Genomic DNA, 25,702 nt, shown 5'->3' with positions numbered 1-25,702 from the left:
GCGGTGTTCAGGAGATGGTTCGACCGCAGCCAGCGTCTCTATAGGAGGACGTGGGTGCGCACGTACCCACGCTGGCCACGGCCGCTACCGACGCCGCGTTTCCGCACATTCCTCGCCAAAAGAATTTCGGATCGGGGCTAGCCCACCCGCGCCGAGAAGCGGCGCAGGTCGGCCTTCGCGCGGCGGCCCTCGGCCTCGATGCCGAAGCCGGAGGACTCCACCAGCCGTTCCGTCTCGCGGTTGGGATGGCAGCCGCCCGAGAGCCGCGTCCACAATGGCTGGATGAAATCCTGCCAACGGGCCTTCCACCGCCGCGTCGAGCGCACGTGCTCGAGCATCCGCAGCGCCCCTCCGGGTTTCAGGATTCGCCGGACCTCGGCCAGCCCCCGGCGCGGGTCGGGCACGCTGCAGAAGACGAGGCCGCTGACGACCGTGTCGAAGGCCCGGTCGCGGAACGGCAGCGCCTCGGCGCGGCCCTGGACCAGCGGGACGCGCGGCGCCCGGCCCCGGGCGCGCCGGAGCGAGTCCCAGGCGGGATCGAGCCCGATCACGCGCGCCTCGGGAGGGAAGAGCGGCAGGTTGCGCCCCGTGCCACAGCCCAGATCGAGCGTCCGTCCGCGCGCGCCGGCCGTCAGCCACCGCCGCCAGCGCGCGAGCCCGAGGCGCTCGTAGACGGCACAGAGCGCATCGTAGAGCCAGGGGATCTGCTCGAGGCCGCGCACGGGCGTCAGGCGCCGGACGGGAAGAGGACGAGGGCGCCCGTATAGTTGTGGAAGAAGTTGCGGCGCCCGATGGGCGCGAACTCGCCGTTGCCGAAGAAGCCGACGAGCGGGAACTCCCCCAGGCAGGTGCGGATCAGCTTCACGTCGTGGTCGGGGACGCCGTAGAGCCCCTGACCGCGGCCGGCGCAGTCGAAGTAGCACCCGAAGGCCGGGCGCCGGCCGCCCAGCGCTCTGGCCACGCCCTCCAGCGTCACCCGAAGATCCTCGCGCGAGGACTCCGCGTCGCGGATGTGGAACTGGATCGTCTGGCCCACCTTCACCGGCTCGGCCACGGCAACGGCGCCGCTCTCGGGATCAGCCCCGACAAGGTTGCGGACCAGGAAGTCGCCACGCTCGAGCGGCGACTTCGTCGGATCCATCGCCAGGCCCGCGAAGATCCCGGCGCGCTGCACGCGCGGGGGGCCGTCCGGCAGCGAGTGGATGGCCTCCTTGAGGACCTCCAACGCCGGGCGGCTGCCGATCTCCATCACCACGTTGCCGTCCGCGCGGGTGATGACGTACGGCTCGCCGATGGGCGCGCAGCCCTGGGCGACGCCGATAATAGGGCGCGGGCCCGACAGCGCGACGCCGGCCAGGCCGCCGCGCGCCGGATCGGTGTTGTAGAGCTCGAAGAGCGGCGTGCCGGCGGCGACGGCGCCGATGACCGGGACGAAGCCGAGCTCAGTCTGCATGCCATCGAGCAGCCCGCGCGGGCTCAGCCCCGCCACGTCGGGGAGCACCAGCAGGCAGCCGCCCTCGGCGAGAGTGGTGCCCACCTGCCGGGCCACCTCGGCGCCGACGCCGGGGCCGGCCTCGGCCTGATCCTCGACGAGGAACGGTGTGGCCACCAGGCGCTCGTCGCTCACCGCGAGCACGGCGACGGCCGACTCGCCTTCGATCTCCCGGCGCTCGGTGAGCACGCCGGCACCGCTGCAGCCGACGACGACGCGCGCGCCCGTGACTCGGCGGACGGCGTGGAGCATCTCGTGGGCGGCGGCGTGGGTGTCGCCGGTGGCGAAGACCAGCACCAGGTCGGCATGATCGGTGCCCGCGCGCGCGAGCGCCTCCAGCGAGGCATCGAGCGCCGCGTCCGCGGGCGATCGGCCGACCGCCAACCCGGAGCCGGCGGTCCCCAGCGCGCGCTCAGTCGCCAAGGTCCCCCAGTCGGGCGACGCGGGCGCCAGCCTCCTTCATGGCGGCCAGGGCGCGCTGGCCGTCGCCGGGCGCCACGTCCACCGGGCGGATCGCGTCCTCCAGCACCACGACCTCGAAGCCTTCCTTGAGCGCGTCGAGCGCCGTCGCCTTCACGCAGTAGTCGGTGGCCAGGCCGCCGACGAACAGTCGCCCGACGCCCCGCTCGCCGAGGGCTGCGGCGAACGGCAGGCCGTCGGCGGTCTCGGCCTGGAAGCAGGAGTACGCGTCCTCGGCGGGGTCCATGCCCTTCGAGACGACCTCGGTGGCGGCCGGCAGGACCAGGCCCGGATGGAACTCCGCCCCCGGCGTCCCTTGGACGCAGTGCGGCGGCCAGGCACCGCCATACGCCTGGAAGTGCTTGGTCTTCGCGGGATGCCAGTCGCGCGACGCGAAGACGGGGGCGCCCCATCGCGCGAAACGCTCGGCGTACCGGTTCAGCACGGGTACGACGTCGTCGCCGCCGGGCACGGCCAGCGAGCCGCCGGGGCAGAAGTCGTTCTGGACGTCCACGATCACGAGGGCGTCGCGTGCGGGATCGATGGTGAAGGCCATGGCGGCACCTCCCCTAGGGCCCGGATCGTACCATGGCCGACCGAAGATGATAAAATCGCCGGCGTTTTCGGGATGCAGACCCGCGCGCACGCGCACGAAGGAGGAGATCATGAAGCGCATCGTCGCTCTCACCACCGTCCTCGCGCTGGTGCTCGGCGCCGGGCTCTACGCCGTCGCCCAGCAGCCGTACCAGTTAACGCCCATGGACGAGGCCAAGCGCGACCGCGCCGTCTCCGTCGCGGGCGGCCGGTACCACGTGCTGCCGGCGACGCTGGAGACCACACAGTGGGGCTGGCTCGATCCCAAGGAGAAGCCCAAGCTCGCCATCAACTCCGGCGACACGGTGGCGGTCGAGACCATGATGCACGCCCACAACGCCATCCAGCCGGGCACCACGATGGACGACCTCGTCAAGCTCCGGCTGGCCAACCCGGGCGGCGGCCCGCACTCGGTGACGGGCCCCATCTACGTCAACGGCGCCGAGCCCGGCGACGTGATGGAGGTGCGGATCAAGAAGATCGTTCCCAAGGCCTTTGGCACCAACTTCCACCTGCCCGGTAAGCAGTTCCCCGCGGTCGGCCTGCTGGCACCCGAGTTCCCCGACGGCTTCGTCCGCTACTTCTACCTGGACTGGGAGAAGCGGCAGGCCGAGTTCAAGCCCGGCGTCGTGATCGATCTCCAACCCTTCCCCGGCATCCTGGCCGTAGGCGTCGATCCGAACGAGCCGGCCGCCAAGGCCGGGCCGGCCATCAAGGACGCCAAGGGGCGGACCAGCACGCTGCGCCCGTGGAAGAACTCGTCCAACATGGACCTGAACGAGCTGCAGGAGGGCACGACCCTTTTCGTCCCGATCTTCCTCAAGGGCGGGCTCATCTGGGTCGGGGACGCTCACTGCCGCCAGGGCAACGGCGAGGTCAACCTCACCGGGCTGGAGTGCGCCTTCCGGGAGATCGTGATCCAGCCCATCGTGCGGAAGGACATGAAGCTCGAGTGGCCGCGCATGGAGAACACCACCCACTGGGTCATGATGGGCTTCGACGAGAGCCTGGACGAGGCCATGAAGATCGCCACCCGCGAGACGGTGAAGTTCCTGACCGAGCAGAAGATGGTGCCGATGAGCCGCGACGAGGCCTACGCGCTCACCTCGATGGTCGGCGACTGCCGCGTCACCCAGGTGGTGGACATCCGCAAGGGCATCCACTGCATGATCCCCAAGTCGATCTTCGTCAAGAAGTAGCGTTGCTGCTGCCGCTCCTCGTGGCGGCGACGCTCTCCGTCGCCGCCACGACGACCGATCTCCGCGATCTCGTCGCCGCCGTCGGCGGCGACCGCGTGAGGGTCGAGAGCCTCACCGATCCCCGGCAGGACCCCCACGCGCGGGAGATCCACCCGCGCCAGCTCGCGCTCCTCCGATCGGCCGACCTGCTCGTGCGCGTGGGCCTCGATCACGAGCCCTGGCTGGCCCGCGCCCTCAAGTCGGTGGCGCCGCCCGCCCACGACCTCGATTGCTCCAGGGCGGTGGCGCTCCTGGCCACCGAGACGCCGCGCCTGCGGGCGGACAGCCGCCCGCACGTCCACGCCTTCGGCAACACCCATTACTGGCTCGACCCCGAGAACGCGCGCCCGATCACGGCGGGCATCCTGGAGGCTCTGGTCCGGCTGGCCCCGGCCGAGCGCGCGGCCTTCGAGGCCAACCGCGCGCGGTTCCTGGCGCGCCTGGACGCCGGCCTGGCGCGCTGGAAGGAGCGCCTGCGCCCGTACGCGGGCAGCCGCGTCGTCGTCGTCCACGACACCTGGCCCTACTTCGCGCGCCGCTTCGAGCTGACCGTGGCGGCGGCGGTCGAGGAGAAGCCCGGCGTGCCGCCCTCGCCGGCCTACCTCGGCCAGCTCATGGAGCGGATGAAGGCGACGGGCGTGCGCGTCCTCGTCGCCGAGCCCGGCGCTCCCGCCGCCCTCCTGCGCCGCATCGCCGCCGGCACCGGGGCGCGCGTCGTGACGCTGGCGCCGTCGGTCGGCAGCGATCCCGAGGCGACCGACTACCTCGCCCTGTTCGACGTGAACGTGCAGCGTCTGGCGGCGGCGCTGGCCGGTCGCTGATGCTCGAGCTGCTCTGGCTCCCCTTCCTGGCCTGCCTGGTGCTGACCGGGATCCACGCCTATCTCGGCCTGCACGTGCTGGCGCGGGGGGTCATCTTCGTGGACCTGGCACTCGCCCAGGTCGCCGCGCTCGGCGCCACCGCGGCGCTGCTGGCGGGCCACGCAGCCCAGAGCGATGCCGCCTACTACTACTCGCTGGCCTTCACGGCGACCGGCGCCGCGCTCTTCGCGCTCACCCGCGAGCGCCGCGGTGTGGTGCCGCAAGAGGCGATCATCGGGATCGTCTACGCCGTCGCCGCGTCGCTCACGGTGCTCGTCCTCGACCGCGTGCCCCAGGGCGGTGAGCAGATCAAGCAGCTCCTCGTCGGCAGCATCCTGAACGTCACCGGCGACGAGGTCGCGCGCGTGGCCACGCTCTACGCGATGGTCGGACTGGCCCACTGGCTCTGCCGCAGGCCGCTGCTGGCGATCTCGCTCGGCGGCGCCCCGCCGCGGGCACGGCTCTGGGACTTCCTCTTCTACTTCACCTTCGGCCTGGTCGTGACCAGCTCGGTCCGGATGGCCGGCGTGCTCCTGGTGTTCTCCTACCTCATCGTGCCCGCCGTGGCCGGTGCCTGGCTGGCGCCGAGGCTCGGCGGCCGTCTGGCCATCGGCTGGGCGGTCGGCTTCGTCGTCAGCGTCGTCGGGCTCAGCCTCTCGTACCTCTGGGATCTGCCCACAGGCGCAACGATCGTCGCTACCTTCGGGGCCGTCCTCGCGGCTGTCGCTCTGGCCCGGGGGTCGTGGGCCCTCGTCGCCCGCCTCAGGCGCGAGGGCGCCCGCGCCGGCGCGGGGCTGCTCGTCGTGCTGGGTGTGCTCGTGGCGCTGGCGGGGCTCGCGCTGGCGCTCGTTCCCCGCGCCGATCACCTCTGGCTCGACACCCTCGAGCGCGTCGCGCCCGCCGTCCAGGCCGCGTTCCTCACGCGCTCCGAGCGCGGTGTCGCCGCCGACAGCCGCGCGGCGATCGCCCGTGGCGCCGGTGAGCTCGCGCGCCTGCGGGCGCTCCAGGCGGACGTCCAGTGGGGCACGCGCGATCTCGGCCCGGAGGAGCGCGAGCGCCTGCGCCAGTTCCTGGCCAGCCGCGACGAGATCGTGGCCGGCGATCGCCTCGTGCTGAAGACGCTTCGGCAGAGAGCGCGCGAGCGCCAGCGCTACGGGCTGGGGCTGCCGCTGGCGCTGGCGGGAGCGGCGCTGATCGTGGCCGGTGTCCGCCTGAGCCGCGGCTAGGAGACTCGGAGGGGGGCTTCGCCCCCCTTCGAAACCTCCCCCCAGGAAGAGATTGCGCCGGCAAAGCCGGCGCTCGGACAGGCTCCTAGAACATCCCGGGCACAGGTTGGGAACCCGGCTGCAGGGTCCCTTACCCGCTCGGCTTCCGCTCGCTCACCTGGATGTCGTTGACGATGCTCCGGACCCCATTCACCCGGTTAGCCAAATCCTCGGCCCGAGCCTTCTGCTCGGCTGAATCCACCGAGCCGGTCAAGTAGACCGTCCCATTGACGGTCTTCACGCCCACGCGCGTGAGATTGGCCGCTTTGTCAGCGACGAGCTTGGCCTTTACCGAGGCCGTGATGGTCTGGTCGTCCACGAATCGGCCGGCGCTCCGCCCGGTCATGGACTGGCACCCGCTGAGGAACGAGAGGATCACCAAGGACACGACGATCGTGCTGAGGAACCGCATGGTGGGCATGTCACATACCTCCCCGAACAGTGCCTTGCGGCAAACCGGGTGCCAGAACCTCGTCGGGGCGCCTGTCGAATTGCCGAGAAGTCGCCTCGCCAGTTCCGCCGCGCACGCGTCGGCCACCTCGGTCAGCTTCACCTTGAGCAGGCTACCGGAATTGGCCTTCAGCTGGTCCAGGGTTGGACTCGACGCCGGGGATGTCGGTCTCTTCGACCTCGAATTTCACCCTGACTTGGCGCAATGTCCGCGGGACGGCCGTCGCGCTGGCGCGTCAGCAACATCCCGAGCGAGGCGGCCACCGCACTCGCGGCGCCGCCCCGGCTTCCTACCGCAGAAACGCGCGGAGGCCGGTGACGGCGACCAGGTCGCGGTAGCGCAGCTTGAAGTGCTCCCAGAAGCGGTGCATCTCGCGGTACTCCTGCAGGCGGTCGAAGAGGATCAGGTCCACGGCGGCGCTGTCGATCCAGTCCACGTCCGTCTTGTAGCCCACCACCATGGAGACCGCGGTGGCGGCGATGAACTTCGAGATCCGCGCCGGGGGGACGTTGATGGTCGCGCAGCTCCCGAAATGGACGACCCAGTTGGCGAACCCCTCGCCCATGTACTGCGAGAGCTTCTCGATCTCCACCGGGGCCTGATCGAGGACGAGCTCGCCCGGGCGGCCATGACAGGAGAGGTAGAGGATGCCGTAGCCCCGGCGATTCTTGAACTTCCCGAGATTGAACTTCAGCTCTTCCTCGGTGTTGCAGGTGAGGTAGCTGAACTTCAGCTCGTCCACGCGGGAGGCCAGCTCGAGCAGCGGCACCACGCTCAGCCGGCTCTCGATGTTGCCGTCCCAGAGCGACTCCACGCAGGCGATGTTCTTCTTGTGGCTCCTGGCCCGTCCCATCGTCAGCGCTTCGCCGGCGCCGCCACTCCCAGCTCCGCGAGGCTCGACGCGAACGCCGCCACCACGTCCTTCATGTCCGCCGGGGTCAGCGTACCCATGTTGGAGACGCGGAAGGCGTAGGTGCGGATGTCACCCTGCCCCGCGTAGATGATGTAGCCGCGCCGCTTCATGGCGTCGTGCAGCGGGTCGTAGGCGAGCCCCGGCAGGAGCCGGAACGTGGTGAGGATGCTCGAGCGCGCGCCCGGAGCGACGAGGACCTCGAAGCCCAGCCCGGCCATGCCCTCGCGGAGCACGCGCGCGTTCTCCGCATAGCGGGCGATGCGGGTCGCCACGCCCTCGCGCTCGAGCTCTACCAGCGCCTGCTCCATGGCGTGCAGCACCTGGACGGCGGGGGTAAAGGGCGTGTTGTCCTGCTCCTGGGTCGCCCACTGGTTGTGGAGATCGAGGTAGACGCTCCGCGGCGCCCGGCCGTGCAGCGCCTTCACCGCGCTCCGCCGCGCCAGCACGAACGACACGCCGGGGATGCCCTGCAGGCACTTGTTGGCGCTGGCCATCACGAAGTCGATGCCGTCCTGGGTGACGTCGAGGGGCTCGCCGAAGAGCGAGCTCATCGCGTCCACCACCAGCCGCCGTCCCTGCTCGGCCGCCACCCGCGCCACCTCGCCGACCGGGTTCAGGAGCCCCGTCGTCGTCTCGTGGTGCACCAGCGCGACGTGGCTGATCTCGTGATGGGCGACCAGCGCGCGCTCCACATCGCGGGGCGCGACCGGGGTCACGTAGTCGTAGGTGAGGGCTTCGGTGCGGATGGCGTGCGCACGCGCGATGCGGAGCATGCGGTCGCCGTAGACGCCGTTGTTGACGACGAGCAGGGCCCGCTCCGGCGGCACCACCGAGCAGATCGCGGCCTCGACGGCGGCCGTCCCCGACCCGGCGAAGAGCACCGCGGTCCAGTCCTGAGCCCCTCCGACCAGACGCGCCAGGCGCTCCCGGCAACTCCGCATCATGTTGAAGAACTCCGGCTCCCGATGACAGAGGTCCGGCATCACCAGCGCCTGGCGCACGCTCGGCGAGGTGTTGGCGGGGCCCGGATTCAGCAGGATCCACTCTCTATCGGCCATCGACGACACGGCTCCTCGAGTGCGTCACCGGACTGTTGGCTATCATAGCGTGGAACCCCGCCCGGGCCGGAATCTTGGGGAATCCCACCCGTTGCGCCGGGCAAATGGCCGTCGCTACAGGTAATACAGCATCCAGTAGACGAGCACGCCGGTCAGGGAGACGTAAAGCCAGATGGGGAGCGTCCAGCGGGCGATCCTCACGTGGCGCGCGAGCTTGAGGGTGAGGCCGCGGTAGATCGTCGTGAGGGCCAGCGGCACGATGGCGGCGGCCAGCAGGATGTGGGAGATCAGGAGGGCGAAGTAGAGGGGGCGGATCCAGCCCGGGCCAGTGAAGGGCCGCGAGCCCGCGTAGTAGTGGTAGATCACGTAGGAGATCAGGAAGAGCGTGGAGACGCCGAACGCGGTCAGCATGCACGTGAGGTGCGCCGTCACCTGGCGCCGCCGGATGAAGACGTAGCCGGTGGCCAGCAACACCGCGCTGGTGCCGTTCAGGACGGCGTTGAGCGCGGGCAGCGCCGAGACGTCACGCGCTCCACTCACCGGCCGCCCGCCCCCCAGCAGCAGCACGCCCACGGCGATCACCACGGCGGCCGAGACGACCCCGATCGCCGAGAGCGCCGCCCGCTCTCTCATCGCCGGCCGTGGAACTCCGCGCCGAAGGTCTCGAGGCCGCGCAGCAGCGCCAGCGGTGCGGCCTGCCCCAGGCCGCAGAGCGAGGCGAGCTGGATCGCCTCGGCGAGGCTTGTCACCCGCGCCTCGGCCTCGGGCGACTCCCGCAGCTCGTCGACGCGGGCTCGAGGATCGCGTGGCGCGCGCAGGCCACACCCACCTGCCCGAAGCCGTCGCGCCCCTCCCCCGCGCTGAGCATCGAGCGCGTGAGGTCGAGCACAGCGGCGCGGATGCGCGTGACGTCGGGATGGGTGGTGCTGACGCTCATGCCCTCGCGCGCCGGAAGGTGGCAGGCGGCGGACGCGCCACGCTGGCCCTCGACGTGCACGAGGCACGTGCGACAGGCGCCCAGCGGGGGACGGTCGGGGTCCTTGCAGAGCTGGGGCAGCGGGATGCCCAGCGCGTTGACGGCGTCGAGTACCGTGGCGCCCGCGGCAACCTCCACCGCGCGGCCGTCGACCGTCAGCTTCATGGGCGTATTGTACGGCAGAAGCCTCCGCGCCTCGCGCGGCGGCGCCCGCGCGCGACGCGGATGCGCGCCGGCTTACCGCGCGTAGATGCGCTCGCCGAGCCCCAGGCGCGCGAGCAGGCGGCGCAGCGCGGGCAGGCGCACGAGCCCGCCCGGCATGAAGAGCCGGACCAGTACGAGCAGGAGGCCGTAGACCGTGAGGCGGAGGTACGACCCGCGTGTCCACAGGAGCTCCTGCACCGCGGTGACGATGACCGCGCCCACGAGGGGCCCGGCGACGGTGCCGGTGCCGCCCAGCCTGGCCATCGTCACCGGCACCAGCGCGATCTCGGTGCCCAGCACGACCTCGGCGTTGAGATAGGTGAGGTTCATGGCGTACACGGCGCCCACCAGCCCGGCCGGCGCGGCGCCCATCAGCAAGGCCCGGAGCTTGTGGCGATAGGGCGCCACACCAAAGCTGCGCGCCACGTCCTCGTCCTCCCGGATCGTCATCAGCGCCAGGCCGAAGCGCGAGTGCCCGATCCGGTAGCTGACCCACACGGTCCACGCCGCCAGCACGAGCGCCGCGTAGTAGACGACCTCGATCCGGTAGGCGAGCGGGATCGTGAGCCCCCGGGAGCCGCCGGTGAGCCCGCCGAGATTGAGCGCGAGCAACTCCAGCAGCGGGATCAACCCGAACGTCGCCAGCGCGAAGTAGGCCCCGCGGAGGCGGAAGATCGGATAGGAGATCAGCGCGGCGAAGGCCAGCGGCACCGCGACCGCCGCCACCACGGCCGCCGGCGGCGGCCAGCCCCGCGTCAGCGCGATTCCGAAGGCGTAGGCCCCCAGCCCGAAGAAGGCCGAGTGCCCCAGGTTCATCAGGCCGGCGTAGCCACCGAGGATGTCGTAGGACACGGCCAGCGTCATGTAGACGAGGAGCAACGCGCTCAGCGAGAGCGCGTCCGCCAACGCTATCCACGGCAGGGCGGCCAGCGCCGCCAGGAGGAGGACGAGCGCCAGGCGCCGGCTCACGCTCAGCCCGCTGGGCACTGGCCGAAGAGGCCCGGGGGGCGGCAGATGAGGATCAGGAGCGGTCCTCCCCGCGGCGGCCTCGCCGCTGCCGGGATTATAGATGAAATGCGCCGGACTCCCGGCGGGGGTGCTATCGTCAGCGCGAGGTTCCAGGGCAACGCAGGTCGCCGTCCACTCACGCCAAGGAGGCAGATATGCGGGGGATCTGGGGCATCGGATCGGGCTGGGGCATTACCGCGGTGCGGATCGCCATGGCCCTCGTCTTCATCTATTCCGGCTGGAACAAGTACCAAGCCGGTATCCCCGGGGTCACCGAGGCCTTCACGAAGATGGGAATCCCGGCGCCGGGCATCAGCGGGCCGTTCATCATGATCCTGGAGTTGGTCGGGGGCATCCTGCTGCTCTTCGGTATCGCCGGCCGCTGGCTCGGCCTGCTCTACGCCATCGAGTTCATCGTGGCTTTCTTCTACGTGAAGCTGCCAGCGGGCTTCGGCGGGGCGCGCCTGGACCTGATGCTCCTCGCCGGCGCGATCCTCCTCTTCCTGGCGGGCCCGGGGAAGGCCGCCGTCGACGAGGTCTGGCTCGAGAAGAGGTGAGCCTGCCCGAGGCGCGCGGGGTCTAGCCGACCTTCGGCGGGACCTCCCGCTCGTAAAACGCCAAAAATCCATCCTGGTCGGGGCCGATCTGGTGCACGCAGACCTGGTCGTACCCGGCCTGGACGTGCTTGCGGATCGCCTCGACATGGCGCTCGGGGTCGGGGCCGCAGATCACCGCCTCGGCGACCGCGTCCTCGTCGATCATCTCCGCCCGACGAGCAGGATGACGCCGACGAAGAGAATGAACTTATGGCGCACCCCGGTATTGATGAGATCCGGACGCCCCCGCAGCAAGGCGCGTGCCAATGCAAGGTGCCTGCCACCGGGGAGTATGGGAACTTTTACCCACCTACTTTGGTCTTAGAGCCGAATGGCCCTTTCGCGGAGCACTGTTATTGTCTATACTTGCCTGCCCAATGAGAACCGAGCTTCAGACCAGCAATCACAGGGTCAGCGGGCTCGTGGACGTGCTGGACCGCGTCCTCGACAAGGGCCTCGCCATCGCCGGCGACATCACGATCTCGCTGGCTGAAGTCGAGCTGCTCACCATCCGCATCCGCCTCATCATCTGCTCGATCGACAAGGCCCAGGAGATCGGCCTCGACTGGTGGAAGCACGACCGGCACCTGTCGGGCCGGCAGGGCGCCGTCGACGCGCCCGATCTCCGGAGGCAAATCCGGGTGCTCGAGCGCAAGGTCGCCGCCCTCAGCGCCGAGCGCGTTGGCGCGCCGGCCCGTCGCCGCGGGCGGGGAACCAAATCAGGGAACGAGGAGTCCGCGCAGGGAGGATGACCGATGCCCGTTGAACGAACGTCCAGCGGCACAAGCCTCATCGACGTTCTTGACCGCGTCCTCGACAAGGGCATCGTGATCGACGCCTGGGTCCGTGTGTCACTCGTGGGCATCGACCTGATCACCGTCGAGGCACGCATCGTCGTCGCGTCGATCGAGACGTACCTGAAGTACTCGGAAGCGGTGGCCCAGAGCACGCCGGCTTTACGGTCCGCCGCGATCGAGACCCGCTCGCAGAAAACTCTGGCGGCGGAGAATAGGTCGCTGCGGTCCAAGCTCGCCGCGGCGGGCGACGGCACGGGTGTGCCCGTGAGAAGACGGCGCCGCTCGGTCGGCGTCTAGGCCGTGGGTCGCGCCCTCTCGCTCCGCGCCGGGTCCCGGGTATCCGGCGGCGGCCTGGCCGAGGCCCGGCTCGCGCTCGCCGAGTTCCTGCTCGGGTGCGACGACGTCGGGGAGTGCGCGCAGCGGGCGCTGGACTGGCTGGGCGCCCACACCGAGGCGCGGCACGCCGTGTGCCTGCTGGCCGACCAGGACCGGACGCAGCTGGTCGCGATGGCCGGGTACGGCCTGCCCGCTTCCCGCCTCGCCAAGCTCGCGATCGACCTCGAGCAGCGCGAGCACCCGCTGGTGGCCGCCCTCACCCGCAGCGAGCCGGTCGAGCTCACGCTGAACGGCTCCGGCGGGCGCACCCGCGTGATGCGGCTGTTCGGCCGCGGGGCGTTCCTGGCGATCCCGCTCATGGACGGCCGGAAGTCCGAGGACGCCTACGGTCTGCTGTTCGTCAACCCGATGGCGCCCGACGTCGCTCGCGAAGGGGCCTGGCTCGCCGACATCCTGGGGCCCAAGCTCTCGCGCCTCGGCGCCACGCGAGCGCTGGAGGCGGCCCGGGCGGGCCTGGAGCGGGAGCGGATCCTGCTCGAGAGCATCATCAACGCCGGCCACGACCCCGTGCTGTTGACCGACCGCGAGGGGCGTATGATCCTGGCCAACGCGCGCGCCGAGGCGCTCTTCGCCTCGACCGAGCGCGAGAGCGAAGGCCGGCGCCGGGCCATCGCGCTGAACAACATGCTCTTCTCGGCCGCCCTGGCCGGCCGCGCCATCGATCGGGCCGAGCCGGCGCGCCGGGAGCTGCTGCTGGTGGATCCGAACGACGGTTCCGACCTGCTCTTCGAGCTGCTGAGCACGGTCGTCACCGATGCGTCGGAGGAGCCCCGGGTGGTCTCGGTCCTCCGGAACGTCACCGATCTCCGCACCGCCATCGAGGCCCAGGAGGAGAACTACCGCAAGCTGCGCGCGGCCGAGGCCAACGTCCGGGCCGAGCGCGACCGGCTGGAGCTGGTCATCGACGCCGTGGCCGACCCGATCCTCGTCACCGACCCCGCGGGCGCCATCGTCATGATGAACGCGCCCGCGGAACGGCTGTTCACGGTAGAGCCCGACACGCCCGGCGAGGTCGACGTCAGGGTCCAGTCGAACGACGCGCACTTCTCGTCGTTCGTCTCGAACTTGCTCTCCGCCGGCGACACCCTGCGCCACTCAGGGCCGATCGGGCTCACGGATCCGGAGACCGGCGAGTCCCTCCCGGTGGAGGCGTTGGCGGGTAAGGTCCTGTCGGCCCAGGGCGAGCTCGTCGGCGTAGTCACGATCCTGCACGACCAGCGAGAGGCGCTCGAGAAGCAGCGGCTCTACGAGCAGCTCCAGCGCGCCTCCCAGGAGCTGGGGGAGAAGGTCCGCCAGGCCACCGCCGAGCTGGTCCGGCAGAACGAGCTGCTGCGGCGCCAGGCGATCCAGCTCGAGCACGCCTCGGCGCTCAAGTCCCGGTTCATGGCCAACATGTCCCACGAGTTCCGCACGCCGCTCAACGCGATCCTGGGCTACACGAGCATGCTCCTGCAGGGCGTCCTCGGGGAGCTGACGTCCCGGCAACGGCGGAGTCTCTCGCGGGTGGACTCCAGCGGGCGGCACCTGCTGGCCCTCATCAGCGACATCCTCGACATCTCCCGCATCGAGGCGGGCAAGATGCCGGTCCATATCAGTGACGTCCCGCTGCCCGAGCTGCTCGCCGAGGTGATGGCCGAGGTGGAGCCGATCGTCAGCCGCACCAGTCTCAGCGTCACCGAGGAGCTGGCCCCCAACCTGCCGGTGATCGAGAGCGACCGCCCGAAGGTCAAGCAGATCGTGCTGAACCTCCTGGCCAACGCGCTGAAGTTCACGCCGGAGGGCTGGGTCAAGGTCTCGGCGACGTTCGACGACGTCAGCGACCGGATCCTCGTCGCCGTCGCCGACTCCGGCATCGGCATCGCCGACGAGGACCAGGCGAAGATCTTCGAGGACTTCAGCCAGGCCGACAGCTCGCCCTCGCGCGCTTACAGCGGCGCCGGGCTGGGGCTCTCCATCTCGCGGCGGCTGGCCTCGATGCTCGGCGGTCAGGTCACGCTCCAGAGCAAGCTCGGCCAGGGCTCCACGTTCACCCTGATTCTCCCCAGGACGCGCACGAACCCATGAAGAAGGCGCCCCTGATTCTCCTGGTCGACGACTTCGAAGACAACCGGGAGATGTACGCCCTGTTCCTGACGCACTCCGGCTTCAAGGTCGCGGAAGCGGCCACCGGGCAGGAGGCGCTGGAGCGGGCGTTCGAGCTGCTGCCGGATCTCATCGTGATGGACCTCTCGCTGCCGGGCCTGGACGGCTGGGAGGTCACGCGCCGCCTCAAGGACGACGCGCGTACGCGTCACATTCCCGTGCTGGTGCTGACGAGCCACGCCCTCGAAGGCTTCTCGGAGGGGGCCAAAGAGGCCGGCTGTGACGGCTTCGTCACCAAGCCCTGCCTGCCCGACCAGCTCACGGCGGAGATCCGCGGCATGCTCGCCGACGCCAAGAAGTCCGGGTCCAAGAGCTCCAGATAACGCTCGAGGAGGCTATGCGGCTGGGATGCTCCGAGAGAGACGCGTGCGGCCGACGAACGCCCCCCGCGCTGGGGCCAAGCGCGGTGGTGGCGTCACCGCCTCGCATCGCGACTCACCTTACAGGGGTCGCCTCCGTCGGTGCTCGCCCTGCGAGGCATTGATTCCACGAACTTTTTTAATGATACGACCACGTGGTCCAAATGGCATGACCATTTACAGTGGATATCTGTTGACAGTACGGGCGCCGCACATATAGTGTGCTCGCCCTCGCGCGCGCCTCACCTCGGCCACTGGAACTGGACTTGAAGGTGCAGGCGGAAACGAGAACGCGCCCGAGGAGGCGAATGAAAGCCAGGACGAAGCGGCAGGTAGCGTCGAAACCCGCGCGGGGACGGTCGGCCGCGGGCAAGACCGACGACCTCGCGGCCAGCGGCCCCAAGCGGTCGAGCCGCCGGCCGTTGGCGGAGGCCAAGGGCGGGACCGACAATCTCGGCAAGTACGTCTACTGCGTGGTCAGCGCCACCGAGCCGCTGCGCTTCGGCGCCATCGGCATCGGCGTCAAGCCTGCCGAAGTCCACACGATCAACTACAAAGACATCGCCGCGGTCGTCTCCGACACCCCGCTCGAGGTGTACGACCCCACCCGCGAGAACGTGCTGGCCCACGAGCGCGTGAACGAAACGGTGATGCGCACCCACACCGTCATCCCGATGTCGTTCGGGGCGGTGTTCAAGACGCGGGAGGACATCATCGAGCTGCTGCGGGGCGCCTACAACGCCTTTCACGACGTCCTCTCGAAGATGGCGGACAAGCTCGAGTTCGGGCTGAAGGTCCTCTGGGATCGCGAGGTCATGATCCGTGAGATCGAGCGGGAGGACGAGGACATCCGGCGGCTCAAGGACGAGATCGCGTCGCAGAAGGGCTCGACGTATTTCGCCCGCGTCCAGTACGGCCGCATGGCGGACTCGGCGCTGCAGAACCTGGCCGACCGCTACGTCGCCGACCTCTTCGCCCAGCTGCGCGACGTCTGCGTCGCCTCCCGGGCCAACAAGCCCATCGGCGACAAGATGATCCTGAACGCCGCCTTCCTGGTCACCCGGAACCAGGAGACCGCGTTCGACGGGCGCGTGAAGAAGATCGGCGCCCAATACGACAAGCTCACGTTCAAGTACACCGGGCCCTGGCCGCCCTACAATTTCGTCAACATCCGGCTGAAGCTCGAGCGGGCCAAGGACGCCCAGTGATCATCCTCGACTCCCTCCTGTTCGGCGGCCTCAAATTCGTCCTCTCCAAGATCGCCGAGCTCGCCGACGCCGAGCTCAACGACGAGAGCGCGCTGCGGGAGGAGCTGCTGGCCGCTCAGATGCGCGTCGAGCTGGGGGAGATGAGCGAGGAGGACTTCGCCCGGCTCGAGGGCGAGATCCTGCCCCGGATGCGCGAGCTCCGCGCCCAAACGATCGACGAGGGCGCCGCGGCCGGTGGGATGATAGTCACGGGCGCGGAGGTCCGCGCCTGGGACGAGGACGAGGAGTAGCTCCGCACTATCGTTTCTTCGGGGGCAAGGGCGGCGTGGGCAAGACCACCTGCGCCGCTGGCGCCGCCGTCGCCGCCGCCGAGAGGGGCCACCGGGTGCTCCTGGTGTCGACGGACCCCGCGCATTCCCTGGGCGACGCCCTCCAGCGCCCGCTCTCCGCGCGCCCGCGCCGCGTCCCCACCCGCCGGGGAGCGCTGGAGGCGATGGAGCTCGACGCCGACCGCGCGCTCGACCGCTGGATCGCCGCGCGGCGGCGCTTGCTGCGGACGATCCTGGAGCGGGGGACCTACCTCGACGAGGACGACATCGACCGCTTCCTGCGCCTGTCCTTCCCGGGTGTCGACGAGCTGATCGGCCTGGTGGAGCTGGCGCGCCTGGCCCGCGCGCGCCCCTGGGACGACGTGGTCGTGGACACGGCGCCCACGGGCCACACGCTGCGCCTGCTCGTGATGCCCGCCACGCTGGAGCGGATCGCCGCCGTCCTCGACGACATGCAGGCCAAGCATCGCTTTCTGGCCCAGAGCCTCGGCGGCGCCCATCGGCCGGACGCCACCGACGCCCTGATCGACGAGATCGCCACCGAGGGCCGGTCGCTGCAGGCGCTCCTGAACGACCCGGACCGCTGCACGTTTGCCTGGGTGCTCCTGCCCGAGCCGCTGGCGCTCGAGGAGGCCAAGGACGGGATCGGCGCGCTCGACCGGGCGGGCATCTCCGTGAGCGAGATCATCGTCAACCGCGTCGTCCCGCCGCCCGACCGGGCCTGCGAGCTGTGCGACGGCCGGCGCCGGGCCGAGCAGGCGGCGATTGCGGCCGCGCGCGCGGCCTTTCCCCGGCGGCCGCTGCGGCTGCTCCCCGATCTCGCCGACGAGCCCCGCGGCGTCGCGGCTCTTCGTCGCGTCGCCCGCCATCTCGCCGCGCCGCCGTCTCAACTCGGAGGGGGGCTTCGCCCCTCATCCCCGTCGGAGGGGGCGACTCCACAGGCGCGCCCACAGGGCGCGACGGCCCCCTCCGAGACCTCCCCCCAGAAACCGATTGCGCGGGCAAAGTCCGCGCTCGAGACCAGCGCGGGAACGGCGTGGCTCGAACGTATCGCGCCGCCCGGCCTCCGCCTCCTGCTCTTCGCCGGCAAGGGCGGGGTGGGCAAGACCACCTGCGCGGCGGCGGCGGCGCTCGCGCTGGCCGCGCGCGCGCCCCGGGCCGACATCCTGCTGCTCTCCACCGACCCCGCCCACTCCCTGGCCGACGTGCTCGCGATCCCGGTCGGGGACGATCCGCATTCGGTCCCGGGCGCCCCGCGCCTCCGCGCGCGGGAGCTGGACGCCGACCGCGCCTTCGCCGCCAAGCGCGCCCGCTACCGCGAAGCGGTCGACGACCTGTTCGCGGCGCTGAGGGGCGGCTCGCGCTTCGAGGTCGCCTTCGACCGCGCCGTCGTCCAGGACCTCATCGACCTGGCGCCGCCGGGTCTCGACGAGCTGTTCGGGATCCTCACGGTGATCGAGGCGCTGTTCCCCGAGCCCGGCGCCGGCCGGCGCTACGACACGGTCGTGCTCGACACCGCGCCGACGGGTCACGCGCTGCGGCTGCTCGAGCTGCCGGACGCCGCGCTCGAGTGGGTGCACGCGCTGCTGGAGATCCTCCTCAAGTACCGGAAGGTCATCGGCCTGGGCGAGCTGGGGATGGATCTCGTGACCGTGTCGCGCGACCTGAAGCGGCTGGGGGCGCTGCTCCGTGATCGGGCGGAAACAGGGCTGGTCGCCGTCACCCGCCCGGCGGAGCTGCCGCGCCTGGAGACCCACCGTCTGCTCCAGCGGATCGGGCGGCTCCGGATTCCGCTGGCGGCCCTGCTGGTCAACGCCGTCACGCCGCCCGGCTGTGCTCGCTGCCGGACCCTCAGTCGCCGCGAGGCACGCCAGCTCGCCGCGCTCCGCCGGGAGTGCCGGTCGCCCGCCCGCGGTCGCTGCGGTATCATCGTGGCCCCGGCCGTGGCGCCGCCGCCGCGCGGCGCCGAGGCGCTCGCCCGCTGGCGCGCGCGCTGGGAGCTGGATCGTGAAACGCGCTGACGCGACCGCCATCTACCTCTATTGCCTGGTGCACGGCCAGAAGTCGCCGTCCCCCGCCAGGCCACCCCGGGGGCTTCCGGGCACGGGCCCGGTGCGGCTGCTGGACGCGGGGGACGGCCTCTGGCTCGCCGTGGCCGATGCCCCCCTGGCGCGCTATGGCAGCGAGCCCATCGAGCGCGGCCTGCGCGATCTCAAGTGGGTGTCGGCCTGCGCGATGGCCCACGAAAGCGTCGTCGAGCACTTCGCCCGCGCGGGCACGGTCATCCCGATGAAGCTCTTCACCCTGTTCTCGGGCGACGAGCGTGCCGTGACCCACGTGCGACGCACGCGCAAGAGACTCCTGCGTCTGATCACCCGCGTCATGGACCGCCAGGAGTGGGGTGTGCGGCTGAGCCTGGACGAGGCCCGCGCGCTCCGCGGTCACGCCGCGCGCTCGCCGGGCGACGGCCGGCGCCTGGGCGGCGGCACGGGATTCCTTCTCCGCAAGAAACAGGAGCGCGACTCCGTCCGCCGGCTGGCCGAGCGGGCACGCGCGGAAGCCGATCGCACCTTCGGCGCGCTGGCCCGGCGCGCCGACGACGCGCGGCGCCAGACGCCGCCCCCGGGTGGCGCCGGGATCCGCGTGCTCCTCGACGCCGCCTTCCTCGTGCGCGCGCGGCGCTCCCCTCAGTTCCGGGCGACCGCCCACAGCCTGGCCCGCCGCCTGGCCGGCGAGGGCTACGCGCTCACGCTGAGCGGTCCCTGGCCGCCCTACACCTTCGTGGCGGAGCCCGCGTGAAGCCCAAGGCCCGGCGCCGGCTCCGGAACGTCCTCGACGAGGCGGACGCGTCGCTGCTGGATCTCGTGGACCACGTGCTCAACAAGGGCGTCGTCATCGAGGGCGAGGTACTGCTCGGCCTCGCCAACGTCGATCTCGTCTATCTCAAGCTGGCCGCCGTCCTCTGCGCCACCGACCGCCTGGGGGAGACGAACCGAAGCCGCCGGCGGCGGGCGCGCTCGTGAGCCGGCTCTACCTCTACGCGCTGCTGGGCGGGCCGCCCCCGGGGCCCCTGGGAGCCGGGCTCGCGGGCGAGCCCCTTCGCCTCGTACGTTGCGGCGATCTCCTGGCCATCGCGGGCGACGTGCCGAAGGCGCCGTCCATCGACGCCGCGTCGCTGCGCGCCCACGACGCCACCGTGCGCCGGCTGGCCGAGATGGTCGAGGCGGTGCTCCCCATCCGCTTCTGCACGCTCGTCGACGACGAATCCGCGCTGGCCGGACTGCTCGAGCCGCAGCGCGCCGGGCTGGGCGAAGCCCTGGCCCTGGTCGCCGGGCGCGAGCAGATGACGCTCAGGCTCTACGGCGAGCGGCTGCTCGACGAGGCCGCCGGCCCCGACACCGACACGGCCTCGGGTCCGGGAGCGCGCTACCTCGCCGCCCGGCTGCGAGAGCGGCAGCGCGTCCACGGGAGCCGCGAGCTGGCCACGCTGCGGCGGGGTCTGGGGACGCTGATCGTCGACGAGCGCGTCGAGCGCCACGACATGCCGCCGCTGCTGGCGAGCCTCTACCACCTCATCGAGCGCGGCGCCAGCGCCCGCTATCTGAGCGCGCTGGAGACCATCGCCGCCGAGCTCGGGGCCGTCCGCGCCCGCGCCACCGGGCCCTGGCCGCCCTACGCCTTCGCGCCCGGAGCCGTTCCGTGAAGTCGCGGCGGACGAGGCGCGCGAGCGTGGCGCTTCGCGTGCGGGAGCTGGACGCGCTGCGGACCGAGCTCCGGCGGCGCGTGGCGGCGGAGACGCCGCGCTGGAACGCCGACCCCGAGGACGTCCAGCGCTCGGTCGCCAAGCTCGTCCTCACCCTCATCGAGTTCCTGCGCAAGCTCTTCGAGAAGCAGGCCATCCGCCGGCTGGAAGCCGGCACGCTGACGCCCAAGGAGACGGAGGCGCTCGGCCTGGCGCTGATGCGCCTGGAGGAGACGATCCGCGACCTGGCCCGCCGCTTCGACCTGGCGCCGGAGGACCTGAAGCTCGACCTGGGCCCGCTCGGCCGGCTCTCCTGAAGTCCATGGAACCTCCGGAGCTTCGCGATAGTAGTACACTTGCGCAGGCATCCACCCTCGGAAGGAGATACGTATGCGAACGACACGCGCGGTGGTCGGGGGTGCCCTCAGCGGAGCCGTGCTGGCCCTGGCGCTGGCCGGGCCGGCGGGGGCGCTGGAGGTGGGGCAGAAGGCACCGGACTTCACGCTGCTGGCGCCCGGGGGCAAGCAGGTGAAGCTGGCGGACCTGCTGGGTAAGGGCCCGGTCGTCATCTACACGGTTATTCAGGCCTTCACCCCGACGTGACAGCGCGAGATCCTGGGCTTCGATGCGGCGCTGCCGCAGTTCGAGGCCCTCAACGCCCAGGTGGTGGGCGTCAGCACAGATCACGCGGCCACGCTCGACGCGTTCGTGAAGCAGAACAACGTCAAGCACCTGCTCCTCTCCGATTTCCGCCGCCAGGCGCTGCCGGCGTACGACGCGATCGTCACGGACGAGAAGAGCCCGATTTTCCGCTACTCCAAGCGCGCCTACTTCATCCTCGACCGGAACGGCACCGTGAAATACATCAAGGTCATGCCAAATCCGCTGGACCTGCTGTCGGCCGACGAGGTCATCAAGGCCATCAAGGAGTCGGGCGCGTCATGAAGAGAGCGCTCGTGCTCGCGGTCGCCCTCGCGCTCGGCGCGGGGGTGGCCGCCGGGGCCGCACCCGACTTCGGGAGCCTGGGCCTCCAGCCCTACGAGCCACCGAAGGCGGCGCCGTCCTTCACGCTCCCCGACCTCGGGGGCAAGCCCAGGTCGCTCGCCGACCTCAAGGGCAAGGTCGTCCTCCTCTTCTTCTGGGCGACCTGGTGACCGAGTTGCCGGGAGGAGTTGCCTTCCGTCAACAAGCTCTACGGGGAATTCAAGAGCAAGGGGCTCGAGGTCCTGCTGATCGATTTCCGGGAAAGCCCGGAGCGCGTGAGGCGAACCGTCAGGGAGCGCGGCTACACGGCGCCCGTCCTCGTCGATGAGAGCGGCGAGGTGACGGGCATGAAGTACGGCGTGTTCGGTCCCCCGACCGTGTACGTCATCGACCGCGAGGGGCGCCTGCTCGCCCGCGGCGTGGGGCCGCGAGACTGGTCCACGCCGGCGGCGCGCGCGCTGCTCGAGGACCTCGTCCAGACGCGCCGGTAGGCCAAGCCGGCCGGCGCTAGCATCGCGCCGGAGCGAGCCGCCGTTACGGATTTGGGAGGGGGCCGAACGTCCGCCCCTTCGGGCCGGCTAGCAGCGTGTCGGAGTAATCACCATGTCGAGCGCGGGCTTCGCCCGCGCAATCCTGCCTGGGGGAGGTTTCGGAGGGGGCCGTCGAGGCCCCCTCCGAGTGACCTAGAGCGCCAGCGCGTAGCCGTCGCGGCGGGGGTCGGCGCCGCCCTGCAGGGCGCCCGATTCCGGGTCGCGAATGATCCCCTGGCCGCCGCCGACGATCCACGACCAGTCGTCGATCACGTTGACCTGGTGGCCACGACGCCCCAGCTCGGCCCGCGCCTCGGGCGCGATGCGGGCCTCGGCGTCCACCAGCCGGTCGCGGTAGACGCGCACCCGCGGCGCCTCGATCGCCTCCTGGATGTTCAGGCCGAACTCGAGGACGTTCAGGATCATCTGCGGCGTCGTCTGCAGTATTCCGTACGAGCCCGGCGTGCCGATCGACATGAAGAACTCGCCCTCGCGGAAGATCTGCGTGGGCGACATCATGGTCCCGGCCTTCCGGCCGGGGGCCAGCCGGTTCGGGCTCTCGGGATGGAGATCCATCCACTTGAGCATGTTGTTGAGGACGACGCCGGTGGCGTTGGCGACGAAGCCAGAGCCGAAGGGCTGCCCCAGGGTCTGGGTGACGGTCACGACATTGCCCTGGGCGTCGGCACAGGCGAAGTGGGTCGTGGACTCGTCGGCGAACCGCGCCGGGTGCCCCGGCAAGATCTGACCGGGCAGCCGCACGGGGTCGAAGCGCTCGCCCTCGCTGACGGCCGCGCGCTGGCTGTCGATCCGCGCCCTTTGCGCCGCCGCGTACTGCTTCGACACGAGCCCGGCCACCGGCACGTCGGGGCCGTAGGCGTAGGACAGCCGATCGGCGCTGGCCAACTTCACCGCCTCGATCAGATGGTGGAGGTAGTCGGGGGAGTTGTGGCCCCAACCCGCGAGATCACAGCCCTCAAGGATATTCAGCGTCTGCAGATACTGGAACGCCGAGAACGGCGGCGGGACCGACGCGATCTCCACACCCTTGAACGTGATGGCCAGCGGCGCGCGCCACTCGGGAGCGAACGCTGCCAGGTCGGCCTCGGCCAGCCAGCCGCCGGCCTCGCGCACGGCGCGGCAGATAGCGCGACCGACCGGCCCCCGGTAGAACACCTCGGCGCCGCCTTCGGCGACCTGCCGGTAGGTCATGGCCAGCTCCTTCTGGACGAGGACCTGGCCGGGACGCGGGCCGCCGTCGGCGAGGAAGATGCGCTGGGCGTCGGCCGAGCGCATCAGCGTCGGCCGCGCCTTCTCGAAGAACTCGCAGTTCTTCCAGGTGAGCGGCGCCCCCTCCTCGGCCAGGCGGATCCCGGGTGCCAGCACCCTGGCGCGCGGCATGGTGCCGAAACGCTCCAGGGCGGCCAGCCAGCCGCCGAGATTTCCCGGCGTCAGGCACGCCCGGGGACCGGCCTCGAGGTCGGCCGCGGTCGCGCGGGCGGCATCGGCGGCCTTCGGCACCCGTCCGATGAAGTCGAGCACGTGCCGCTCGCCGTGTCGCGCCGTAGAGACGACCATGAGCCCGATGCCACCGATGCCCGACATGAAGGGCTCGACGACGTTCAGCGTCGAGGCCACCGCGACCGCCGCGTCGACGGCGTTGCCGCCCTCCAGGAGCATCTGCATTCCCGCCATCGAGGCCAGCGGGTGCGCGGAGGTCACCACCCCGCGCCGTCCCATCACGATCGGCCGGTAGGCGTTTCGATGCGGTGGTCTCATTCGCCGCTGCCCTCCCCGATCCGCCCTTCGATCCGAGCTTTCACCGTGCCCCGCTCCTGGACGACGCGACCGACCGTCTCGGCGATCAGCTCGCGCGTCGTGCCGCTGCCGTTGTCGATCATCGTGTAGCCGTCACCGCCGCGGTAGACGAAGTCGCTGGTGACGGCAGTGTACTCGGTCTCGTCGGGCCGGATCGGTCGGCCGTCGAGCAGCCTCACCGTGACGACACGGCGGCCGGGGGGTCGCCGCGGGTCGAAGCGATAGGTGAAGCCGGAGACCTGGAGAAAGCGACCGGCGGCGTTGGTGAACCGCCCGTCCACGACGAGGCCGTGGGACAGGCCGTTCTCGAGCGCCCCCCACAGCGCGCGTCCGCTGATCCGGAACGTGACGGCGAGGTTGTCGAACGGGAAGACGGCGAAGAAGTCGCCCCGCACGAGGTCGTACGGAGGGCCGGCGACGTAGCCCGGCGTCGGGCGCCGCAGCCGCCGGTCGGCGGGCTGGTACCCGGAGGGCAGATCGTCCCGCTGGGCGCCGGACACGTCGAAGGCCAACTGGGTCCCGTACGCCGCGCGGAGCACGTCGGTCTCGAAGTTGCCGAGGGGCGACTCGCGCGCGCGCGCGCGCCCCAGCACCGCCGCCGCTTCCCCGACCTTCCGATCGAACAGCGGGCGGACCTGAGCCCGGTAGCCCTCGATCATGGCTTCCAGGCGCGCGTCGGGGACGATCCGGTCGGCCCAGGGATGCTTCTGGGTCGCCGATTTCTTGACGACGGCCCGGCGCTCCGGGTCGTAGACGAGGTCTATCACGGCGTATTCGGCGCCCTTGGACCGGTTCTCGACGACCAGCACGCCCTCGACCACGGCGTTGACGCTCACGTCGCTGTGGTCGCCGATCAGTACGTCGACGCCGCTGATGGCACGGGCCACCTCGGCGAGCGGGCCCCGGGGGGCGCCGTCGAGCCCGACCCCGGTGGCGCCGAGGTGGGCCAGGACGACCACGATGTGCGCGCCCTCTCCGCGCAGCCTCTCCGCGTGAGCGTTGATCAGGGGGATCGGATCGAGGAATCGATAGTCGCCGGTGCGGCCGGGCGCCACCAGCGCGGGCGTCTCGGGATTGCCGACGCCGATCACCGCGACCCGGAGACCGTTCAGGGTGAAGACGTGGGTCGGAGTGGCGATTGTCCGTCCGTCGGGGCCGACGATGTTGGCGGCGACGTAGGGGAAGCGGGCCAGGCTGATCAGCTTGCGGAGCCGCTCGAGGCCGTGGTCAAAGTTGTGATTTCCGAGCGTGTCGATGTCGAACCCCATCGCGTTCTGCGCCTCGACGGCGGGCACGTCTTCGAGAAAGCTCGCCAGCGGGGGCGTGGCGCCGAAGGCGTCGCCGGCGGTCACCACGATCGTGCCGCCGGGATTGCGCCGTCGCTCGCGGTCGAAGTAGACCGCCAGCACCGCCGCGCCTCCGACCCGGCGGGGAGCGCCGTCGACGGTCACGCTCACCGGCTCGAGCTGGCCGTGCCAGTCGCTGACGACCACGATCGTGATCAACCGGGTGGGGCCGCCGTCGCCCAGCAGCCGCGCGCACGCCGCCAGCAGCACGACTGCCACGAGACCGGCGAGGCGCCGCGCCAGCCCCCGACCGCGCATCAGACGCCTACAGGCGCGGCCGGATGTCGCCCGCAAAGGCCGCCAGCAGCCGCTCGACCTCCTCCAGGCTCTTCGGCAGCAGCGCGGCCGGCAGCCCGTAGTACGGGGTCAGGATGACGTGACCGAGCCCGGCGTCGCGGTAGCGGCGCAGCATCTCGACGATGGCGTCGGCGGCGCCGACGAGAGGCTCGGGGGAGTGGGTGGACGCCCTGTCGGTGATGGCGAGCGGCATCAGCGCGGCGACCTCGCCCTGCCCGCCACGCCCCGCCCGCGCCCGCAGCCGTTCCAGCTCGGCGCATTTGTCCCGGAGCGCCGGGGGCGTGAATCCTCGGCCCGTCGCCGCGTGCCAGATGGGAAGCCAGCCGTCGCCCAGCTCGGCGGCGCGCCGGAGCGCCCGCGGGCTGTTGCCACCGACCCAGACCCGCAGCGTGGCGCGGGGCCGCGGCGCGAAGAGCACCTCCGGGAACGTGACGAACTTGCCGGCGAATCGCGGCCGCTCCGCCGTCCACAGCGTGCGCATCGCCTTCAGATATTCGTCGGTGGCGGCCCCCCGCTCGGCGAACGGCGCGCCCAGCGCGCGGTACTCCTCCTCGAGCCAGCCGGCGCCCACGCCGAGAATCAGCCGGCCACCCGAGAGCGCGTCGAGGGTCGCCAGCTGCTTGGCCAGCACGAGGGGGTG

The 25,702-nt window shown here is 71.2% G+C and carries 30 protein-coding genes and 1 pseudogene; 17 read left to right on the top strand and 14 right to left on the bottom strand.

Annotated features, from left to right (window positions below):
* Window positions 1-137: 137 nt before the first annotated feature.
* The 3 genes from VGV13_07275 to VGV13_07265 are packed head-to-tail and all read right to left on the bottom strand — an operon-like array spanning window position 138 to window position 2,507.
* Window positions 138-722: a class I SAM-dependent methyltransferase gene (locus tag VGV13_07275; GenBank protein ID HEV8640880.1), complete on the bottom strand. Its 585-nt coding sequence runs from the start codon at window positions 720-722 to the stop codon at window positions 138-140.
* A gap of 5 nt (window positions 723-727) precedes the next feature.
* The gene (locus VGV13_07270) at window positions 728-1,915 is read right to left on the bottom strand and encodes an FIST N-terminal domain-containing protein (GenBank protein ID HEV8640879.1); all 1,188 of its coding nucleotides are present in this window, start codon (window positions 1,913-1,915) and stop codon (window positions 728-730) included.
* Entirely contained in the window at window positions 1,905-2,507 is a 603-nt protein-coding gene (locus VGV13_07265) for a nicotinamidase (GenBank protein HEV8640878.1), read from the bottom strand. The genes VGV13_07270 and VGV13_07265 overlap by 11 nt, the downstream gene beginning before the upstream one ends.
* 109 nt (window positions 2,508-2,616) lie before the next feature.
* On the opposite strand from VGV13_07265, the gene VGV13_07260 reads away from it, so the two are divergent.
* From VGV13_07260 to VGV13_07250, 3 genes are read left to right on the top strand one after another with little or no spacing between them, the layout of a single operon-like run.
* Window positions 2,617-3,744: an acetamidase/formamidase family protein gene (locus VGV13_07260; protein ID HEV8640877.1), complete on the top strand. Its 1,128-nt coding sequence runs from the start codon at window positions 2,617-2,619 to the stop codon at window positions 3,742-3,744.
* A 2-nt stretch (window positions 3,745-3,746) separates the two neighbouring features.
* Window positions 3,747-4,604 carry a metal ABC transporter substrate-binding protein gene (locus VGV13_07255; protein HEV8640876.1) on the top strand — a complete coding sequence of 286 codons (858 nt, stop codon included), beginning with the start codon at window positions 3,747-3,749 and terminating at the stop codon, window positions 4,602-4,604.
* On the top strand, window positions 4,604-5,869 hold the full coding sequence (locus VGV13_07250; protein HEV8640875.1) for a metal ABC transporter permease: 1,266 nt from the start codon (window positions 4,604-4,606) through the stop codon (window positions 5,867-5,869). Before VGV13_07255 ends, VGV13_07250 begins: the two co-directional genes overlap by 1 nt.
* Before the next feature lie 130 nt (window positions 5,870-5,999).
* Here VGV13_07250 and VGV13_07245 read toward each other — a convergent pair whose 3' ends face one another.
* The 7 genes from VGV13_07245 to VGV13_07215 all read right to left on the bottom strand — a co-directional run bounded on the left by VGV13_07245 (window position 6,000) and on the right by VGV13_07215 (window position 10,479).
* Window positions 6,000-6,329 (bottom strand): BON domain-containing protein, encoded by a 330-nt coding sequence (locus VGV13_07245; GenBank protein HEV8640874.1) that lies wholly within the window; start codon window positions 6,327-6,329, stop codon window positions 6,000-6,002.
* 319 nt (window positions 6,330-6,648) lie between these two features.
* The gene (locus tag VGV13_07240) at window positions 6,649-7,212 is read right to left on the bottom strand and encodes a hypothetical protein (protein ID HEV8640873.1); all 564 of its coding nucleotides are present in this window, start codon (window positions 7,210-7,212) and stop codon (window positions 6,649-6,651) included.
* Between the two features lie 2 nt (window positions 7,213-7,214).
* A complete protein-coding gene (locus VGV13_07235) occupies window positions 7,215-8,330 on the bottom strand; it encodes a 2-aminoethylphosphonate--pyruvate transaminase (protein HEV8640872.1) in 1,116 nt (371 codons plus the stop codon).
* Between the two features lie 114 nt (window positions 8,331-8,444).
* Window positions 8,445-8,963: a DUF420 domain-containing protein gene (locus VGV13_07230; protein HEV8640871.1), complete on the bottom strand. Its 519-nt coding sequence runs from the start codon at window positions 8,961-8,963 to the stop codon at window positions 8,445-8,447.
* Window positions 8,960-9,079, bottom strand: coding sequence for an NADH-ubiquinone oxidoreductase-F iron-sulfur binding region domain-containing protein (locus tag VGV13_07225; GenBank protein HEV8640870.1), 120 nt, complete (start codon window positions 9,077-9,079; stop codon window positions 8,960-8,962). Before VGV13_07225 ends, VGV13_07230 begins: the two co-directional genes overlap by 4 nt.
* The gene (locus tag VGV13_07220; GenBank protein ID HEV8640869.1) at window positions 9,076-9,471 is read right to left on the bottom strand and encodes a 2Fe-2S iron-sulfur cluster-binding protein; all 396 of its coding nucleotides are present in this window, start codon (window positions 9,469-9,471) and stop codon (window positions 9,076-9,078) included. Before VGV13_07220 ends, VGV13_07225 begins: the two co-directional genes overlap by 4 nt.
* Before the next feature lie 72 nt (window positions 9,472-9,543).
* Complete coding sequence (locus tag VGV13_07215; protein ID HEV8640868.1) at window positions 9,544-10,479, bottom strand: branched-chain amino acid ABC transporter permease; 936 nt, start codon at window positions 10,477-10,479, stop codon at window positions 9,544-9,546.
* 194 nt (window positions 10,480-10,673) lie between these two features.
* On the opposite strand from VGV13_07215, the gene VGV13_07210 reads away from it, so the two are divergent.
* Entirely contained in the window at window positions 10,674-11,075 is a 402-nt protein-coding gene (locus VGV13_07210; protein ID HEV8640867.1) for a DoxX family protein, read from the top strand.
* Between the two features lie 22 nt (window positions 11,076-11,097).
* Here the strand turns inward: VGV13_07210 and VGV13_07205 are convergent, their stop codons facing one another.
* On the bottom strand, window positions 11,098-11,280 hold the full coding sequence (locus tag VGV13_07205; GenBank protein ID HEV8640866.1) for a hypothetical protein: 183 nt from the start codon (window positions 11,278-11,280) through the stop codon (window positions 11,098-11,100).
* A gap of 211 nt (window positions 11,281-11,491) precedes the next feature.
* Here VGV13_07205 and VGV13_07200 point away from each other — a divergent pair, with 211 nt between their 5' ends.
* From VGV13_07200 to VGV13_07140, 13 genes and pseudogenes are all read left to right on the top strand, one after another.
* Window positions 11,492-11,866 (top strand): gas vesicle protein, encoded by a 375-nt coding sequence (locus VGV13_07200; GenBank protein ID HEV8640865.1) that lies wholly within the window; start codon window positions 11,492-11,494, stop codon window positions 11,864-11,866.
* Between the two features lie 3 nt (window positions 11,867-11,869).
* Window positions 11,870-12,085 (top strand): annotated as a pseudogene (gene gvpJ, locus VGV13_07195) (gas vesicle protein GvpJ).
* A gap of 126 nt (window positions 12,086-12,211) precedes the next feature.
* Window positions 12,212-14,371, top strand: coding sequence for an ATP-binding protein (locus tag VGV13_07190; protein ID HEV8640864.1), 2,160 nt, complete (start codon window positions 12,212-12,214; stop codon window positions 14,369-14,371).
* Window positions 14,368-14,772, top strand: coding sequence for a response regulator (locus VGV13_07185; protein ID HEV8640863.1), 405 nt, complete (start codon window positions 14,368-14,370; stop codon window positions 14,770-14,772). The genes VGV13_07190 and VGV13_07185 overlap by 4 nt, the downstream gene beginning before the upstream one ends.
* Window positions 14,773-15,116: 344 nt before the next feature.
* Entirely contained in the window at window positions 15,117-16,016 is a 900-nt protein-coding gene (locus VGV13_07180) for a GvpL/GvpF family gas vesicle protein (protein HEV8640862.1), read from the top strand.
* Window positions 16,013-16,306, top strand: a complete 294-nt coding sequence (locus VGV13_07175; protein HEV8640861.1) for a gas vesicle protein GvpG — start codon at window positions 16,013-16,015, stop codon at window positions 16,304-16,306. The genes VGV13_07180 and VGV13_07175 overlap by 4 nt, the downstream gene beginning before the upstream one ends.
* Window positions 16,285-18,366, top strand: coding sequence for an ArsA family ATPase (locus tag VGV13_07170; GenBank protein ID HEV8640860.1), 2,082 nt, complete (start codon window positions 16,285-16,287; stop codon window positions 18,364-18,366). Before VGV13_07175 ends, VGV13_07170 begins: the two co-directional genes overlap by 22 nt.
* A complete protein-coding gene (locus VGV13_07165) occupies window positions 18,353-19,144 on the top strand; it encodes a GvpL/GvpF family gas vesicle protein (protein HEV8640859.1) in 792 nt (263 codons plus the stop codon). The genes VGV13_07170 and VGV13_07165 overlap by 14 nt, the downstream gene beginning before the upstream one ends.
* Window positions 19,141-19,368 (top strand): gas vesicle protein, encoded by a 228-nt coding sequence (locus VGV13_07160; protein HEV8640858.1) that lies wholly within the window; start codon window positions 19,141-19,143, stop codon window positions 19,366-19,368. The genes VGV13_07165 and VGV13_07160 overlap by 4 nt, the downstream gene beginning before the upstream one ends.
* Window positions 19,365-20,048: a GvpL/GvpF family gas vesicle protein gene (locus VGV13_07155; GenBank protein HEV8640857.1), complete on the top strand. Its 684-nt coding sequence runs from the start codon at window positions 19,365-19,367 to the stop codon at window positions 20,046-20,048. Before VGV13_07160 ends, VGV13_07155 begins: the two co-directional genes overlap by 4 nt.
* Before the next feature lie 26 nt (window positions 20,049-20,074).
* A complete protein-coding gene (locus VGV13_07150; GenBank protein ID HEV8640856.1) occupies window positions 20,075-20,404 on the top strand; it encodes a gas vesicle protein K in 330 nt (109 codons plus the stop codon).
* A gap of 73 nt (window positions 20,405-20,477) precedes the next feature.
* A complete protein-coding gene (locus VGV13_07145; protein HEV8640855.1) occupies window positions 20,478-21,032 on the top strand; it encodes a peroxiredoxin in 555 nt (184 codons plus the stop codon).
* Complete coding sequence (locus VGV13_07140; GenBank protein ID HEV8640854.1) at window positions 21,029-21,562, top strand: TlpA disulfide reductase family protein; 534 nt, start codon at window positions 21,029-21,031, stop codon at window positions 21,560-21,562. Before VGV13_07145 ends, VGV13_07140 begins: the two co-directional genes overlap by 4 nt.
* 192 nt (window positions 21,563-21,754) lie before the next feature.
* On the opposite strand, the gene ggt is transcribed toward VGV13_07140, so the two are convergent.
* From ggt to VGV13_07125, 3 genes are all read right to left on the bottom strand, one after another.
* Window positions 21,755-23,380, bottom strand: a complete 1,626-nt coding sequence (ggt, locus tag VGV13_07135; protein ID HEV8640853.1) for a gamma-glutamyltransferase — start codon at window positions 23,378-23,380, stop codon at window positions 21,755-21,757.
* Window positions 23,377-25,023: a 5'-nucleotidase C-terminal domain-containing protein gene (locus tag VGV13_07130; GenBank protein ID HEV8640852.1), complete on the bottom strand. Its 1,647-nt coding sequence runs from the start codon at window positions 25,021-25,023 to the stop codon at window positions 23,377-23,379. Before VGV13_07130 ends, ggt begins: the two co-directional genes overlap by 4 nt.
* 7 nt (window positions 25,024-25,030) lie before the next feature.
* Window positions 25,031-25,702: TIGR03619 family F420-dependent LLM class oxidoreductase (locus tag VGV13_07125; protein HEV8640851.1), on the bottom strand; the 672-nt coding region annotated here is incomplete at its 5' end.

Source organism: Candidatus Methylomirabilota bacterium (assembly GCA_036001065.1).
Lineage (GTDB): Bacteria > Methylomirabilota > Methylomirabilia > Rokubacteriales > CSP1-6 > MNEF01.
This window is presented reverse-complemented; position numbering and strand designations above follow the sequence as displayed.